Genomic DNA, 16,568 nt, shown 5'->3' on the forward strand with positions numbered 1-16,568 from the left:
TCACGACGCGCACGGTCGGCCGTGGGACCGGCGGTCTCATCACCCATCCGACTACCATGTGACCGGTGAAGGTCGGACGGGTGCTGCGCGCGATGCTGACCGCGGCCCTGCTCGCGGCCGTGCTGTTCACCCTCCCCCGGGCCGCCCACGCCGACGACATCGCCGTCGACCTGGACATCACCTCCGTGTCCGCGACACGGCTCGATCTCGGCAACCCAGAACAGGTGATCACCATCACCGGGACCCTGACGAACGTGTCGACGACGCCGTTGCCCGGTGCCCGGGTCCACTTCTGGCGGCTGCCCACCCCCATCTCCAGCCCGGAGCGCCTCGCTTCGGTCGAGGCCAACCCTCCGCTGGGCGAACGCCTCTACCTCGACCCGACCAACGTGGCCGACCCGCCGGGGCCGCTGCAGCCTGGCGAACGGTTCGCGTTCACCGTCCAGGCCACCGTCGAGCAGCTGACGACCCAGGGAACCCCGCTCGTCGAGACCGATGTCGCCTACCTGATCGGGGCCCAGGTCCGCGCCGGCGCGGAGAGCGGGCGGCTCAGTGTCGCCCTGGCCACGACGCCCGTCGCCGCCACCACCACACCCGTCACCTCCAGCGCCGTCGTCGTCCTCAGCGCCACCCCTTCCCGGCTGTCCGACGGCAGCTTTCCCGACGACTCTCTGACCGCCACGCTGAACGACCGGCTCCGCCGGCTGCTGGCCAGCGCCGAACGCGACGGCATGGAGGCAGCCGTCGACCCGGCACTGTACGAGGCCGCGGTGGCCATGACGGAGGAACACGTCGTGGCCGGCGAGGTGGCACCGCCCAGCGGCATCGCGCTGGGCTTCGTCCAGGCGGTCGACGCCCTGGCCCGGGAGGGACGACTGTGGCGTCTCCCGTACGGCAATCCCGATCTGGCGAGGGCCGACGCATCCGGCAAGCTGGATGACGTCCTGCGCTGGTCCGAGGCCGCGATGCCGATCGGGCTGCTGTCGCTGCCCACGCTCGCCATCGTCGACGACCCGGGGCTCGTCGCGGCGCTCCCGGATGTCGACCGCGTGCTCGTTCCGGGCGGCACCGGCTCCCGTCCCGGGACGGTCGAGGTCCTCGGGGCCACGCCCCCCGGCGATGCCGCCCCCCTGGGCCTGCGGCTCAGCCGACTGATCGTCGACGAACTGCTCGCAGACGAACCGCCCCTCTACCTCATCGAATCCGTCGCCGACGCCGAGGCGGACGAGGATCTGGGCGACGCCAGGGCGCGCGTCGCTCCCGTCGCGGGCCCCACGGCGTCGCTGGTCTGGCCGAAGACCGCCGAGGTCGCGCCGTGGCGGGAGCTCACGGCGGCCCTCGACTCGGCCATCCAGGCGGGTCGGCTCCTGGACGACCTCACCGCTTCGACCACGGGAGACGCGCTGCTGGCGCCGGTGGGCGCTTCCGCCTTCTCCGCCGACTTCAGCTCGGAGCGGGCCGCGGTCGGCTTCGTGGCGGCGGGCACACCCCAGGGCCTCGACCTCAGCAAGGTGACCTTCCGGGCGGCCCCGTCGTTCGTGATGGGGTCGCGCACCAACACGTTCCCTGCGACGGTCAGCAACGGCCTCGACGTGCCGATTACGGTCCAGGTCGACTTCGCCTCCGACAGCCCCCAGCGCATCAACGTTCCCGACCTGCCCGCCGTCACCGTCGAGGCGGGAGCCTCCGTCACGCTCGACGTCGTGCCCTCGGCGAGAGCCAACGGGGTCGCCCGGGTCCTGGCCCAAATCACCACCACCGGGGGCATTCCGGTGGGCGCACCTGCGATCATCGAGATCACAGCCACCGACTTCGGGCGCGTCGGCTGGATGATCATCCTCGTTTCGGGTGCAGTGGTACTCGGGGGAACCGCCCTGCGGATCCGTGCCGTCCGGCACGAGAAGGAGAGGGCGTCAGTGAGGGAAGCCGATGAGCGACGTCAGTAGCACGCGGAAGCTGGTGTCCGCGAGCGCCCTGATGGCCTCGGGGACCATGATCTCGCGGGTGCTGGGCGTCGTCCGCGTCGCGATGCTCGCGTTCATCCTCGGCGTCGGCACGCGCCAGGTCGACATGTTCGAGCTGGCCAACTCGGTGCCGAACTCGATCTACATCCTCTTCGCCGGCGGCGCCCTCAACACGGTTCTCGTCCCGCAGATCGTCCGGGCCATCCGCAACGATCCGGACGGCGGCGAGGCGTACACCAACCGGATCATGACGGCGTTCATGCTGATCATCACGGCCGTCACCGTGGTGGTGACGGCGGGGGCGTCGGTCGTGACGGCGATCTACTCGTCGAGCGCGTGGCGCAGCGAGGAGCTGGAGAGCCAGTACGCGTCCATGGTGGCGCTGGCGTACCTGACGCTGCCGCAGATCTTCTTCTACGGCGCGTTCTTCCTCCTGGGCCAGGTGCTCAACGCCCGCGACAAGTTCGGCCCCATGATGTGGGCTCCCATCGCCAATAACGTCGTCTCCATCCTGGTGCTGGCCCTCTATCTCGTGATCTGGGGCAACCAGCAGGACCACTCGGCAGCGTTCACCACGGGTCAGATCTGGCTGCTCGGAGCCGGCTCGACGCTGGGCATCGTGGTGCAGACGGCGGTGCTGATCCCCTACGTCCGGAAGGTCGGGTTCCGCATCCGGCCCCGCTTCGACCTCCGCGGCACGGGACTCGGCAAGACGTTCCGACTGGCCGCCTGGACCATCGGCTTCGTCGCGGCCAACCAGCTCGCGCTGATCGTCGTGCAGCGCCTCGCCACCTCCGCGACCGCCACCGGGCACGGCGCCGGCCTGTACGCCTACAACCAGGCCCACCTGCTGTGGATCCTCCCCCACTCGCTGATCACCGTCTCCCTCGCCACCGCGATGCTGCCGAACGCGTCGCGCCTGGCCGCCGCGGGAGACACTGCGGGCGTCGTGGCCGAGTTCACCCGCACCGTCCGCCTCGCCCTGATCGTGATCGTGCCCGCGACGGCGGTGTTCATCGCCCTGGCCGGCCCGATCGCCGGCATCCTCTTCGGCCACGGCTCCGCCTCCGGCGACGCCAGCTTCATCGCCTGGGCGCTGATGGGCTTCGCCATCGGCCTGATCCCGTTCACGGTCCAGTTCCTCTGCCTGCGCACCTACTACGCCCTCGAGGACACCCGCACCCCGTTCCTGTTGCAGCTGGTCATCGCGGGCCTCAACACCGTGGGCGCGACGGTCCTGGTCCGGCTCGTCGCGGATCCCACCTGGGTGGCCGCGTGTCTCGCGGTGGCCTACTCGCTGGCCTATCTGATCGGCGTCAACGTCACCTGGCACGCGCTGCAGCGGCGTCTGCCCGGCCTCGACGGCGGCGCCCTGCTGCTGCATCTCCTGCGGCTCCTGCTCGGCTCGGCGGCCGGTGGCGTCGCCGCCTACTTCCTGGCCTCCTGGATCACCGACGGACTCGGCGCGAGCCTGTGGACCAACCTCCTGACGTCCGCGGTCGGCGGCCTCGTGGTGCTCGGTGCCTTCCTGGGCGTCGGCCGGCTGCTGAAGGTCCGCGAGCTGGCCGATCTTCGGCAGTTGCTGCGTGGGCGCCTCGGCCGCCGCGGGCCCAAGGCCGACGGACCGGGCAGGAGCGGGGCCGAACTCGCTGAGGCGAGCCTCGGACAGTCGCTGGGGGACGCGGGTCCGCCCACAGTCGAGCTGCCGATCATCGCCGACCTCCCCGTCATCCGCGGCGACGATCTGGTCGATGGGCCGGTCACCGTCGTGCGGAACCGGCCGCCCATCAGCGAGCACACCTTCGACGCGCCCTCCCCCGTCGTCGCCAAGCCTGCCGTCGACGACGAGACCTCCAGCACGACGGAGGAGCCTTCCGACGCAGAGGCCTCCGACGACGACGTGGCCGACGGCTGGGACGACGACGACACGGCGGCCGTGTGGCCCTCGACCGCCGGTGAGGAGTCGACGGGCGCGATGGCCCTCGACGACATCTTCCGGCCGGAGCCCGCCCACGACGTCGACATCGCCACCGTCGGCGCGTTGCTGAACACCCGCTACGAGCTGCGGGAACTGCTCGCGCGCCGCCACGGGTCGGAGACGTGGCGGGCCCACGACCAGGTCCTCTCCCGCGATGTCGTGGTCCACGTGGTGGCCCCGGGCGACCCCCGGATCTCCCAGCTGCTGCTGGCCGCGCGCAAGGGCGCTGTGGCCACCGACTCGCGGTTCCTGCGGGTCCTCGACGCCGACGAGGTGACGGACCCGGGACAGGGCATCGGCGCGTTCGTCGTCGCAGAGTACGCGCCGGGCCGCACCCTCACCGACCTCCTGCAGGACGGTCCCCTGAGCGCCATCGAGGCGGCCCACATCGTGCGTGAGCTGGCCGACGCGCTCGTCGGCGTCCACAGCCAGGGTCTGTTCCACGAGCAGATCACGCCGGACAGCGTGATCCTGACGACGGCGGGAGCCGTGCGTCTCATCGGGTTCGGGGTCGAGTCGACGCTGGCTGGCGAGGGCGACGGCGGCGGCTGGACCGCGCGTGAACACGCCGACGTCATCGGGCTCGGGAAGCTGCTCTACGCCTGCCTCGTGCGGCACTGGCCCGGCGAGGCCGGCTTCGGCATGCCCGCGGCGCCCATCGTCGCCGGCGAGACCGCACCCGCCCACACCGTGAGCGCGGGCATCTCGCCCGCCCTCGACCGCGTCTGCGCCGCGACGCTCACGACCCGCGGCTCGGTCAGCGAACGCCGGATCTCCACCGCGGCGTCGCTGGTCGGCGCCCTCACGGAGGTGCTGGGGACCGCAGAGGCCTCCGCGGATCTGGAGGAGCGGGTCCGGTCCCAGCTCGGCCCGGCTCCCCGGCCGCCCGCCCGTCTCCCCGAGCCCCCCGTCCTGCCGACCACCCAGCTGCCGACCAGGCCCGCGACGCCGCCGGTCGCCTCGCTGCCGAGCCCGAACCGCGAGCAGCAGCCCCGGCGCGCCCTGTTGCTGCTGTCGATCCTCGCGGCGCTGACGCTCGTGATCTCGTTGATCATCGTCGGCCTGAACAGCGCCCGCGACGCGGCGGCCCCCCAGGGCTCGGAGACGCCGACCACCGGCACCTCGGGCTCCCCCAGCGGCACTGCCGCCCCGGAGCCGCTGCGGATCCTCGCGGTCGACGACTTCGACCCTGAGGCCGACGGCGGCAGCGACGACGAGAACCCGGGACTGGTGGGCAACGTCATCGACGGCGATCCCGACACCTCGTGGGAGACCGTCCGCTACCTCAAGCGGCCCGACATGGGCGGCCAGAAGCCCGGCGTCGGCGTCATCGTCGACCTCGGCGAGGAGCGGCTCGTCACCTCGGCCACGGTCACGCTCAACGGGGCCGGACCGACGGCGGTCGAGCTGCGTGTCCCGCAGGGTGAGCCCTCCTACAAGACGGTGCAGGAGTGGACGATCGTCGGCGCCGACGCCGAGGCCTCCGGCGCGGCGACGATCCCCCTGACGACGCCGACCACCACGCGCTACCTGCTCGTCTACGTCACCAGCCTGCCGCCGGTCGAGGGCGGGTTCCAGGCCTCGATCGCCGAGATCACGCTGGCCTGACGCTCAGCGTCGGTCGGCTCAGTAGCCCAGCGGCTCGTACAGCGGGGTCGCGGTCCGCATCGCGTCCGCGACGGCCAGGTCGGCGGCACGCCCACGGCGCTGCAGGCCGTCGGCCACGCCGTCCCGGTCCAGCGCGGTGCGGTTCTGGGCCAGCTTGAACCGGCCGGTGACGTCGGTGATGGTCAGCTCGAGCCCGATGATGCCGCGCAGCATCGCGGTGAAGTAGTCCGCGGGCAGCTCGGCGGCGCGCCACGGGCCGCGATGGGTGTCGGCGGGGCAGCCGTCTGCGAGGCGGGCCGCATCGTGCAGCTCGGCCAGCTCTGTGACCTCGCGCCGCAGACGGTCCTGGTCCAGATGGGTCCGCAGCACGCCGGCGACCTGCACCTGCTCGTAGTTCCAGGTGCCGACGGCGCGTCCCTCGGCCCGGCCGCGGGCCGCTCCGCCCTCGGCCGCGGGCTGCACGCTCGGATACCAGCGGGGGCTGATGTACGCCTCGGGGCCCTGGAACACGACCCGGCAGGCGACGGGGCCGCGCAGCGCGGTGAACTGCTCATTGTGTCCGGAGGCGTGCGCGATGAGCGTGTCGCCCCGCCAGAGCGTCGGGAGCAGTGTCACGGACGGGACGCCGCCGTCCTCCGGGGTGACCCACAGGCCGGTGCCGACGCGCTCGGCCAGGTCACGGCAGGCGTCCTCGTCGGCCCGCTGGCTGGCCGGGCAGTACACATATGAGGTCGGGGTCTCCACGGGACCCACCCTAGGTCGTGCCGTCGGCGGGCTGGCCTTGGCCGCGGCCTAAGGTGGGGCCCATGACGTACAACGCCTATGGTCAGGTGCCCGCGACGGGCATGTTCTTCGTCACGCAGGCCGGGATGGAGCACGGCCCCTATCCGTCGGCCGCTCTCCAGGGGATGGCCGCGTCGGGGCAGCTGCGGGCCACCGACATGGTGCGCGACGCCTACGGCGGCAACTACTTCCCCGCCGCACAGCTGCCCGGGCTGTTCTCGTCGCGGGACTGGACGATCGCTCTGGTGCTGAGCGTGGTGCTCGGCTACTTCGGCGTCGACCGGTTCTACCTCGGGCAGGTCGGGCTCGGCATCCTGAAGCTGCTGACCGGCGGCGGCCTCGGTGTCTGGTGGCTCGTCGACGTCATCCTGGTGGCGACCCGCAAGCTGCCCGACGCCGAGGGACGCCCGCTGCGCTGATCAGCCCCCGGCCCGAGCACCTTGGCCAGGTCGTAGCTGACCGGCTCCTCCAGCTGCGCGTACGTGCATGAGCGGGGGTCCCGGTCCTCGCGCCAGCGGACGAACTGTGCGGTGTGCCGGAACCGGACGCCCTCCATGTGGTCGTAGCGCACCTCGACGACCCGCTCCGGCCGCAGCGGCACGAACGACAGGTCCTTGGTCGCATTCCAGCGGGAGTGGGCGGCCGCCGTCGGGGTGCGGGGGAACGACTGGTCCCGGTTGTCCGGCCCTGACTCCGCCGGCTCGGCCCACGCCCATGGATGACCCTCGAAGCCGGTCACCAGCGGCTGCAGCTCGACGAAGAGCTCCCGGCGCCGCTCCATCGGGAAGGCGCCGATGACGCCGACGGAGTTCAGCTGCCCGTCGTCGGTGTAGAGGCCGAGCAGCAGCGAACCGACGGCGTCGTCGGTGTCCTTGTAGAGGCGGTAGCCCGCGACGACGACGTCGGCGGTGCGTTCATGCTTCAGCTTGTACATCACCCGCTTGTCCTCGACGTAGGGCTCGTCGAGCGGCTTGGCCATGACGCCGTCGAGGCCGGCACCCTCGAAGGTGGCGAACCAGGCCATGGCCGTGTCCTCGTCGCGCGTCGCCTGCGTCAGATGGATCGGCGGGCGGGCGTCGGCGAGGAGCCGCTCGAGGGCCTCCCGCCGCTCCCTGAAGGGCCGCTCGACGAAGTTGATGTCGCCGTGCGCGAGCAGGTCGAAGGCGACGAAGCTGGCGGGTGTCTGCTGGGCGAGCTTCCTGATCCGTGACGCGGCCGGGTGGATGCGCTGCTGCAGCGCGTCGAAGTCGAGCCGGTCCCCGTTCTCCGGGTCCACGAGGATGATCTCGCCGTCGATGGCCATGTGGTCGGGGAAGTTCTCGATGACGGCGGCGACGAGCTCCGGGAAGTAGCGCGTCATGGGCCTGGTGTTGCGGGACCCGATCTCCACCTGGTCGCCGGAGCGCCAGATGATGGCGCGGAACCCGTCCCACTTGGGCTCGAACAGGTACTCGCCAGCGGGGAGCTTCTTGACCGGCTTGGCCAGCATGGGACCGTAGGGAGGCGCGATGGCCGTGCCCCATTCGGCATCGCGCTCCGCCTTGGGCGCCATGTACTCCTCGTCGGCCCGGTCGGCCTTGCGTCGGCTCGGCGGCACCCGCGGCGGCTCGCCTGGCATCTTGGGATAGTCCGGGGGAAGTTGAGCTCGCCGAGGCCGCGCTCGAGGTCGGCCTCCCACAGCGCGAGCGCTCCGCTGAGGTCGCCGACGTGGTCATCCATGTCCGCCCAGGGGCAGGGGCGCCGCGCCAGCAGGCCGGGGACGGTCCGGACCGTCAGGTCGCGTGGGTCGGCATCGACGAGCTCGTCCCAGCTGAGCGGCGTCGACACGGGCGCCCAGGCCAGGGGCGTGGCGAGTAGGCGCCCGCGATGGTCCGGTCGCGGTTGGCCTGGTTGAAGTCGACGAAGACCCGCTCACCGCGTTCCTCCTTCCACCAGGAGGTCGTCACGAGGTCGGGCAGGCGGCGCTCGAGCTCGCGGGCGATGCCGATGACGCCGTGGCGCACGTCCTGGAACTCGTGCGTGGGGGCGATGCGGGCGTAGACGTGCACGCCGCGGTTGCCGGAGCTCTTCGCGTACGCCGTCAGCCCGTGTTCGGCCATCACGTCGCGCAGCGCCAGGGCGGCGGTGACGGCGTCGCGGAAGTCGCGGCCCGGCTGCGGGTCGAGGTCGATGCGGAACTCGTCCGGGTTGTCCAGGTCGGCGGTGCGCACAGGCCACGGGTGGAACGTGATGGTGCCCATCTGCGCCGCCCAGGCGAGCGCCGCGGGCTCATCGAAGACGAGCTGGTCGTGGCGCCGGCGCGACGGGTACGTGCAGGTGACGGTGCGCAGGTAGCCCGGCGCCCCGCGCGGCGGCCGCTTGGAGAAGAACTCCTCGCCGTCGACGCCCTCGGGGAACCGCTGCAGCGTCATGGGCCGGTCGCCGTTGATGGCCAGGAACGGGTCGGCGACGGCGAGCAGGAAGTCGGCGAGGTCACGCTTGGTGAGGCCGGGCTCCGGCCAGAGCACCTTGTCGGGGCTGCTCAGCTTCACGCGTCGCGGCTCGGGGCCCGCGATCTCCAGGTATTCGTCGGCCATGGGCGAAACACTAGGCGCCCCCGGGGGTCGCGCCGGGCGAATCGTCATCCGCGGGTCCGTTCAGGCGGCCCCGAGGCCGCGGAGCAGCACGCGGACGCGGGTGCGGAGCACCAGCTGCCGGTCACCCCCGCCGTCGGTGCGGCCGACGACGTCGCGCAGGAGCTCGCTGACGAGGGCCGAGAACACCCAACGCGCCACCTCGTCCAGCGTCATGTCGACGTCGCCGTCCAGGTGGGGGGCGAGGATGGTCCCGATCCTGGCGATCATGCGATCGACGATCGCCAGCGACTCGTCGCGTTCCGGCCCGTCCTCGCCGAACAGCACCTCGCGTAGGAAGGGGGCGGCGTTGTCGGGCTGGCTCTCCGCCAGGGAGATCAACGGGCCGAGCAGCAGGAGGATCTCGTCGACGGGGTCGTTGGCCTGCGCGTCGACGCTGAGGTCGACCAGGGGACGGAGATGCTCGTTGATCACCATGAGCAGCAGCTCCGGCTTGGTGCCTGCGTAGCGGAAGAGCGTGCCCTCGGCGACGTCCGCCTCGGCGGCGACCTGGAGCGTCGTGGTCGCCGCGTACCCGCGCTCGGCGAAGAGCCGCGCGGCGGCCCGTGCGATGGCCTCCCTCTTGGCCGCCTTGTTGCGGTCGCGGCGGCTGAGCAGGACCCCGGTGTTCATGCGGCCATCCTAGCAACGATTCGGAGTGTGCTCATTTCGGAGTACACTCCATAATGTGGAAACCCCCCGGCACTCCCGCCCAGCCCCCGACACACCCACCCCCATACTGAAGGCCGACAGCCTCCGGCTCGCGACCGGACAGGGGCTCGTGTTCGACACCCTCTCGGTCGACATCCCGCGCGGCGCCCTCTGCGCCATCACGGGGAAGGCGGGGGCGGGCAAGTCCGCGCTGCTGCTGGCCCTGACCGGTCGCATGCAGGGCGTGACGGGTTCGCTCGTCGTCGACGGACACGACGCCCGGCGGCATCCCCGGCGGGTACGCAGTGCCACCTCGGTGGCCCGGATCGACACGCTGATCGAGCCCGAGGCCTCCCTGTCCCTCGAGGACTGCATCACCGAGCGCACCCTCGCCGATGCCGCGCCAGCGCGGGCCCGGATGGCCAACTATCTGCACACCGCCGGGCTGCTGGGACTCACCGCCCCACTATCCACTCTTTACGGCAGGCTGACGCCGGCCGACCAGGTGCGGGCCGCAGTGGCGCTGGCCACCATCCGGCCCGCCACCCTCGTGGTCGTGGACGACGTCGACAGGGAGACCACCGCCCGCGAGCAGGCCGACCTGTGGACGGCGCTGGGCCGGCTCGCCGACCACGGAGTCACCGTCATCGCGACGACCTCGGAGCTGGCCGCTCTCCCCGGCGACCTCCTGCGCATCGAGATGGAGCCCACCCATGCCCGCTGACCCGACCAACCCGATGGCGCTCGCCCGGTTCGAACTCAAGCGCTTCAAGGGCCCCCTCCCCCGGCTCGCGCTGGCCTTCATCCTGCTCATCCCGCTGCTGTACGGCTGCATCTACCTCGCGGGCAACTGGGATCCCTACGGACGACTCGGCAACGTGCCGGTCGCGGTCGTGAACGAGGACGTGCCCGTCACGGTCAGCGACAGCGAGGTCCACGCGGGGCAGGACTTCGTCGACAGCCTCCACAGGGAGGCACGGTTCGACTTCCGCGACACCGATGCCGCCGACGCGGCGGCCGGTCTGCAGGCGGGCAGGTACTACCTGGTCATCTCGGTCCCGTCCACCTTCAGCGCCGACCTGGTGAGCGGCCGGACCGACAACCCCACGCGGGCCAACATCCTGCTGCGACGCAACGACGCGAACGGCTTCGTCATCGGCACCATCACGAACTCGGCGCAGGACTCCATCGCCAGAGCCATCGACGAATCCGCCGTCCACAGCTACTTCGAGGCCGTCTTCGCGAGCCTGGACACCATCCGCGAGGGCATGCTCGAGGCGACCGACGGCGCCGCCCGCCTCGACGAGGGTCTCGCGACCGCCCACGACGGGAGCACGCAGCTGCGCGACGGGGCCGCCGAGGCTGCCACGGGAGCCGACGCCCTGGCGACCGGAGCCACGACGCTCGCCGACGGGACAGCCGCCGCGGCGGACGGCACCTCCTCGCTCGTCGACGGTCTCGCCACGCTGGATGAGGGCGCCGCCCGCCTCAAGAACGGATCCCGCCAGGTGGCCGACGGGACCGCCCAGCTCGCGGGGACCCTGGATCCGGTGCTGACGGTCGCCGCCGACAAACTGCCGGGTATCCAGAAGGAGGTCACCTCCGCCGCTGACGCCGCCGCCGGGCTCACCGCGCAGGTGGCTCAGGGCAGCGGCTCGATCGCCGGCACGAGCAGGGAGATCGCTGCGGCGCTCGACGACGTCGCTGCAGGGAATCCCGGTCTCGCCGACGACCCGGCTTTCGTGCGTCTCCGCGCGCAGGCCGCGAAACTCGCCACGAGCACAGAGACGGCCGCCGAGCATGCCGATGAGATCTCGGCAGCGGTGGCGCGCGCCGATGCGGCGATCAGGGACGTCGGTGACCTCTCCGCCAGGGCCACCGCCGCCAGGGACAGGATCGACGCGCTCAACTCCGGCGCGCAGCAGGTCGCTGACGGTGCTGCCGACCTCGCCGCCGGCGCCGCGACCGCCCGCGACGGGGCCGAGTCCCTCGACGACGGGCTCGGCCGGCTGTCGACGGGTGCCGACGACCTCGCCGACGGCGCGACGACGCTGGCCACCGGCCTCGACACCCTCGCCGCGGGCAGCGCCACGCTCGACGACGGGATCGGCCAGCTGGCCACGGGGGCGACCGAACTCTCGTCCGCCCTCGCCACCGGCGCCGCGCAACTGCCCGTGCTCACGCAGGAGGAGACCGACGACGCGGTGAGCGTCCTGTCGGCACCTGTCGACGTGACCATGGAGGTCGACAACCCGGCCGGCGTCTACGGCCGCGGCCTCGCTCCCATGTTCTTTTCCATCGCGCTGTGGGTGCTGGGGATCTCAGCCTTCTTCGTCGTGCGCCCGATCACCGGGCGCGTGCTGGCGGCCCGGGGCAGCGATGTGCGCATCGGGGTGACGGCGTGGGCGCCGCTGGGCGCGATCTCCGTCGTGGCCGGGTGGCTGATGTTGGCCGCGGCCTGGATCGGGCTGGGGCTCGACCCGGTCCACCCCTGGCTGATGATCCTGCTGGTGACGGTGGTCGCGCTCGCGTTCTCCGCGGTGGCCCACCTCATGCGGACCTGGCTCGGGTTCGTCGCGACGGCGGCGATGCTGGTCCTGCTCATCCTGCAGCTGACCGCCGCGGGCGGCACCTATCCCCCGAGCTGCTGCCCCCGTTCTTCGCCGCGGTCTCCCACTTCGTGCCGATGACCTACTCGATCGACGCGTTCCGGATAGCCATCTCCGGCGGTCAGATGGGCCGTTTCGCCCGGGACATCGCCCTCCTGGTCGCGCTGTTCGTCTCCAGCATGGGCCTGTTGCTCGTCGTCGTGCACCGGCGGCGCCGGTTCCGCATCACGGACCTGCATCCACCGCTGGGGTGAGCCGAAGGCGGGAGGATTCCAGCCGGGAGAGCGCCTCGCTGCTGACCCGGCCGATCTCGTCCAGCTCGCGCGGGTCGATGGCCGCCCTCCAGCCTGCCGCCACCTCGGCGGGGCTGCGGTCGAGGTTGTGGAGGTTCCCGGCCCGGGCCGTCCCCGCCGACTCCCGCGCCAGCTCCCCACCCATCGCGGCGTTCCAGCCGATGCCCAGCATCTCGGCGGCTGTGCGCCCCGCGGCCGGGCCCCCTCCCGCCAGCTCGTGGTGGGCGACGATGTGGACCCGGTCGCGGACGACGGGGTCACCGGCGATGTCCGCCAGCGCGATCAGGTGGAGTGCAGACCAGAACACCCCCATCTCCTCGGCAGGCCCCACCTCACCGGGCGCGGGGATGGCGGGGATCCCGTCCGCCCCGGGCAGCGCCTCGACGACGGCCCGCAGCTCCTCCAGGTCGGGTGTCCATCCCATCCGCCGGTAGCTCGCGAGCAGGGCACCCGGGTGCCGGTAGACGAGGACGACGACGGCACCCGTGGCGCGCACCACGGCAGGGATGGACAGCAGGGCGAAGGGGTCCTTGATGACGACCCTGGTGCGCGGCAGCGGCGCCGCCCACTGCCGGTGCCCGTAGCGGCTGAAGGTGAACGGGTTCAGACCCCGGTAGGCGAGCCGCAGGGCCCGGACCTGCCGCGGGGTGGGCTCCACGAGGCGGGTCCAGCCGACGAGGGTTCCTCCGAGCCCGTACTGCCGGCCCCTCGGATTCATGGGCTCCCGCCCGGCCAGCGCCAGGCCGGGCCCGAGGGCGAGCAGACGGGCCACCCACGTCGTCCCCGAACGGGGGACGCCGGTGACGAGAATCGGCGCCTCTACGCTGCCCCCCTGGTCCACCAACCCCTCCTCCCTTCGGTGGAAGAACACTAGACCGTCGCCGCGGATCCCGGGCGCGGTCCCGCAACCAGAGGGGGCGCCGACCTGCAGGTCGGCGCCCCTTGTGGGTGTTCGTCAGCTCACTCGACGACGTCCTCGTCGAGCCAGTCGAAGGTCCGGGTCACGGCCTTCTTCCAGTTGCGGAACAGGCGGTCGCGCTCGCCGCTGTCCGCGGGCGTCCAGCGCTTCGCCTCGGCCCAGTTGTCGATGACGTCCTGCTCGCCCTCCCAGTAGCCGACGGCGATGCCGGCGGCGTAGGCGGCGCCCAGTGCCGTGGTCTCGGCGACGACGGGGCGGACCACGTCGACACCCAGCTGATCGGCCTGGAACTGCATGAGCAGCTCGTTGGCGGTCATGCCGCCGTCGACCTTCAGCTCGGCCAGCGTCACACCCGAGTCGGCCTCCATGGCTTCCAGCACCTCACGCGTCTGGTAGGCGGTGGCCTCCAGGACGGCGCGGGCGATGTGGCCACGGTTGACGTAGCGGGTGAGGCCGACGATCGCGCCGCGGGCATCTGCACGCCAGTACGGGGCGAACAGGCCGGAGAACGCGGGCACGAAGTACGCGCCGCCGTTGTCCTCGACGCTGGCCGCGAGTTCCTCGACCTCGGGGGCCGAGTCGAACATCTTGAGGTTGTCACGCAGCCACTGCACCAGCGAGCCGGTGACGGCGATCGAGCCCTCGAGCGCGTAGACGGCGGGCTGGTCGCCGATCTTGTAGCAGACTGTCGTCAGCAGGCCGTTCTCGGACGGGACGACCTCGGTGCCGGTGTTCATCAGCATGAAGTTGCCGGTGCCGTAGGTGTTCTTGGCCATGCCGACCTCGAAGCAGGCCTGGCCGAACGTGGCGGCCTGCTGGTCGCCCAGGATGCCGGCGATCGGCACGTCGGGAAGCATGCCCTGCGCACGGCCGACGCCGTAGACCTCGGCCGAGCTCTTGATCTCGGGGAGCATCGACATCGGGATCGTCATGTCGGCGGCGATCTCGGCGTCCCAGCTGAGGGTCGCGAGGTCCATCAGCATGGTGCGGGAGGCGTTGGTCACGTCGGTGACGTGGATGCCGCCGGTGGTGCCACCGGTCAGGTTCCACATGACCCACGTGTCCATGGTGCCCATGACCAGGTCGCCGGCCTCGGCGCGGGCGCGGGCGCCCTCGACGTTGTCCAGGATCCACTTGACCTTGGGGCCACAGAAGTAGGTGGCCAGGGGCAGGCCGACGCGGGCCTTGTACTTGTCCTGGCCCTCGTCGCCGCCCAGTTCCTCGATGATCTTGCCCGTGCGGGTGTCCTGCCAGACGATCGCGTTGTAGACGGGCTCACCGGTGGTGCGGTCCCACACGACGGTGGTCTCGCGCTGGTTGGTGATGCCGACGGCGGCGATGTCGTGGTGGTTCAGCGAGGCGCTGGCGAGAGCGTCGGCGACGACCGCGCGGACGTTGTCCCACACCTCGATGGGGTTGTGCTCGACCCAGCCGGCGCGGGGGAAGATCTGCTCGTGCTCCTTCTGGCCGACGGAGACGATCGTCCCCTTGTGGTCGAAGATGATGGCGCGCGAGCTCGTCGTGCCCTGGTCGATTGCGAGTACGTACTTGTCAGACATGTAGTGACACTTCCTTGTGTGTGGTGAGGGGGATCAGATCAGGCCGGCAGCAGGACGCCGGACAGAAGACCGGCGATCACGGCGCCGATCAGGGGCCGACGACCGGAACCCAGGAGTAGCTCCAGTCGGAGCCGCCCTTGCCCTTGATCGGCAGGATCGCGTGCACGATGCGCGGGCCGAGGTCACGGGCGGGGTTGATGGCGTAGCCGGTGGGGCCACCGAGGCTGATACCGATGGAGACGATCAGCAGGGCCACGCCGAGGGCGCCGAGCCAGCCGAGACCGCCCGGGGTAGCAGTCTCAGAGTCGCCCCAGTGACCGGCAGCCAGCACGACGAAGACCAGCACGAAGGTGCCGATGGCCTCAGTGACGAGGTTCCAGCCGTAGCTGCGGATGGCGGGCGCGGTCGAGAACACGGCGAGCTTGGAGGCCGGATCCGGCTCCTGATCGAAGTGCTGCTTGTAGGCGAGCCAGCAGAGGACAGCGCCGATGATGGCGCCGATCATCTGGGCGAGGAAGTAGACCATCACCGAGCCGAAGCTGACGGCGATGCCGGCGACGAACTCCTCCTTGCCGGCCGCGACAAGGCCGAGCGTGACGGCGGGGTTCAGGTGACCGCCCGACTTGTACGAGACCAGGACACCCGCGAAGACCGCGAGACCCCAGCCCCAGTTAACGAAGAGGAACCCGGTGCCATTGCCCTTGGTCTTGGCGAGCGCCGTGTTGGCGACCACACCACAGCCCAGGAGAATGAGCATTGCGGTGCCTACGACTTCCGAGAGGAAGATGACTCCCAACGACATAGTGTGAAGCTCCATTCCTGACAACACTGTCAGCTCTCTGCGTCATCGCTGACGCAGTCCATTCCTGTCGATCGACGACGGCCGACCTGGGCCTAGCAAACCGCCTTCTGCACATCCTTGCAAGAGCGATGCACGTTCGTGCAGAACGACCTGCCTCCCACTGCACCTGTCACCGCCTCGGGCTCAGCCAGCCTTGTCACGGGGCGTCCAGTTCGCCTACCGCCCCTCAGCCGGTGATACCCTCCAGCAGCTCCTGCGTCCAGGCGGCCAGTTCGTCGTCGGGCATCCGGACCATGGGCGTCCCCGCGCTCACGATCCGGTTCGACGCGGTGGCGCCTGCACAGAGCCGGTACGGGTCGCCGTACTGGTCGGGCATGTCGTAGCAGTAGATGCCAGGGAGCGGCTGGGTGGTCTCGCCGGGGACGGAGAGCTCCACGTCCTCCTCGAGCGAGGTGATGATCGGGCCCCAGTCGAGCACCAGCAGGATCGTCGAGCCGTCCGGGGAGGTGTAGTCGGGCAGGCCGTCGTCCCACCGCATGGTCCAGCCCTTGACCTCGCTGGGGTACTGGTCCTCGGTCAGCCAATCGGCCGGCGCGGTGGATGTGCCCGTGGTGGCGGACGGGGATGGGCTCGGTGTCGGCGTCGGCGTTCCGCCGCCGGTTCCCCGGAGCGCGAACAGCGCGACGAGCCCGCCCACGACGAGCACCGCGACGACCGCGACGATCACCCACGGGAGCGCGGAGGAACGCCTGGGCGCCACGGGCGGCTGGTACGGCGGCGGCATGGTCAT

The 16,568-nt window shown here is 71.3% G+C and carries 12 protein-coding genes and 2 pseudogenes; 6 read left to right on the forward strand and 8 right to left on the reverse strand.

What is annotated here, in order from left to right:
- The first annotated feature begins 65 nt into the window (after positions 1-65).
- Both H9L22_RS13425 and murJ read left to right on the forward strand, forming a co-directional pair.
- Entirely contained in the window at positions 66-1,946 is a 1,881-nt protein-coding gene (locus tag H9L22_RS13425; RefSeq protein ID WP_187720365.1) for a DUF6049 family protein, read from the forward strand.
- Positions 1,930-5,550, forward strand: coding sequence for a murein biosynthesis integral membrane protein MurJ (gene murJ, locus H9L22_RS13430; protein WP_187720366.1), 3,621 nt, complete (start codon positions 1,930-1,932; stop codon positions 5,548-5,550). Before H9L22_RS13425 ends, murJ begins: the two co-directional genes overlap by 17 nt.
- An 18-nt stretch (positions 5,551-5,568) precedes the next feature.
- On the opposite strand, the gene H9L22_RS13435 is transcribed toward murJ, so the two are convergent.
- The gene (locus H9L22_RS13435) at positions 5,569-6,294 is read right to left on the reverse strand and encodes an FMN-binding negative transcriptional regulator (protein WP_187720367.1); all 726 of its coding nucleotides are present in this window, start codon (positions 6,292-6,294) and stop codon (positions 5,569-5,571) included.
- Between the two features lie 101 nt (positions 6,295-6,395).
- Between H9L22_RS13435 and H9L22_RS13440 the strand changes: the two are divergent.
- Positions 6,396-6,641: pseudogene (locus tag H9L22_RS13440) on the forward strand (TM2 domain-containing protein); the annotation flags it as partial.
- Here the strand turns inward: H9L22_RS13440 and H9L22_RS13445 are convergent.
- From H9L22_RS13445 to H9L22_RS13455, 3 genes are all read right to left on the reverse strand, one after another.
- Entirely contained in the window at positions 6,620-7,951 is a 1,332-nt protein-coding gene (locus H9L22_RS13445) for an ATP-dependent DNA ligase (RefSeq protein WP_320060545.1), read from the reverse strand. The pseudogene H9L22_RS13440 and the gene H9L22_RS13445 overlap by 22 nt on opposite strands.
- Positions 7,952-8,105: 154 nt before the next feature.
- The gene (locus tag H9L22_RS13450; RefSeq protein ID WP_226965862.1) at positions 8,106-8,909 is read right to left on the reverse strand and encodes a DNA polymerase domain-containing protein; all 804 of its coding nucleotides are present in this window, start codon (positions 8,907-8,909) and stop codon (positions 8,106-8,108) included.
- A gap of 60 nt (positions 8,910-8,969) precedes the next feature.
- Positions 8,970-9,578 (reverse strand): TetR/AcrR family transcriptional regulator, encoded by a 609-nt coding sequence (locus H9L22_RS13455; protein WP_187720368.1) that lies wholly within the window; start codon positions 9,576-9,578, stop codon positions 8,970-8,972.
- 55 nt (positions 9,579-9,633) lie between these two features.
- Between H9L22_RS13455 and H9L22_RS13460 the strand changes: the two genes are divergently transcribed.
- From H9L22_RS13460 to H9L22_RS13470, 3 genes are read left to right on the forward strand one after another with little or no spacing between them, the layout of a single operon-like run.
- The gene (locus H9L22_RS13460; RefSeq protein WP_187720369.1) at positions 9,634-10,320 is read left to right on the forward strand and encodes an ATP-binding cassette domain-containing protein; all 687 of its coding nucleotides are present in this window, start codon (positions 9,634-9,636) and stop codon (positions 10,318-10,320) included.
- Complete coding sequence (locus tag H9L22_RS13465; RefSeq protein ID WP_187720370.1) at positions 10,310-12,286, forward strand: YhgE/Pip family protein; 1,977 nt, start codon at positions 10,310-10,312, stop codon at positions 12,284-12,286. The genes H9L22_RS13460 and H9L22_RS13465 overlap by 11 nt, the downstream gene beginning before the upstream one ends.
- Positions 12,283-12,459 carry a hypothetical protein gene (locus H9L22_RS13470; protein WP_187720371.1) on the forward strand — a complete coding sequence of 59 codons (177 nt, stop codon included), beginning with the start codon at positions 12,283-12,285 and terminating at the stop codon, positions 12,457-12,459. Before H9L22_RS13465 ends, H9L22_RS13470 begins: the two co-directional genes overlap by 4 nt.
- On the opposite strand, the gene H9L22_RS13475 is transcribed toward H9L22_RS13470, so the two are convergent.
- The 4 genes and pseudogenes from H9L22_RS13475 to H9L22_RS13490 form a co-directional block, all read right to left on the reverse strand.
- Entirely contained in the window at positions 12,431-13,339 is a 909-nt protein-coding gene (locus H9L22_RS13475; protein ID WP_187720372.1) for a sulfotransferase, read from the reverse strand. The genes H9L22_RS13470 and H9L22_RS13475 overlap by 29 nt on opposite strands.
- 119 nt (positions 13,340-13,458) lie before the next feature.
- Positions 13,459-14,976 carry a glycerol kinase GlpK gene (glpK, locus tag H9L22_RS13480; RefSeq protein WP_187720373.1) on the reverse strand — a complete coding sequence of 506 codons (1,518 nt, stop codon included), beginning with the start codon at positions 14,974-14,976 and terminating at the stop codon, positions 13,459-13,461.
- Positions 14,977-15,014: 38 nt separating this feature from the next.
- Positions 15,015-15,793: pseudogene (locus tag H9L22_RS13485) on the reverse strand (MIP/aquaporin family protein).
- Between the two features lie 211 nt (positions 15,794-16,004).
- Positions 16,005-16,568, reverse strand: a complete 564-nt coding sequence (locus H9L22_RS13490; RefSeq protein ID WP_187720374.1) for a hypothetical protein — start codon at positions 16,566-16,568, stop codon at positions 16,005-16,007.

It is taken from the genome of Tessaracoccus defluvii (genome assembly GCF_014489575.1).
GTDB lineage: Bacteria > Actinomycetota > Actinomycetes > Propionibacteriales > Propionibacteriaceae > Arachnia > Arachnia defluvii.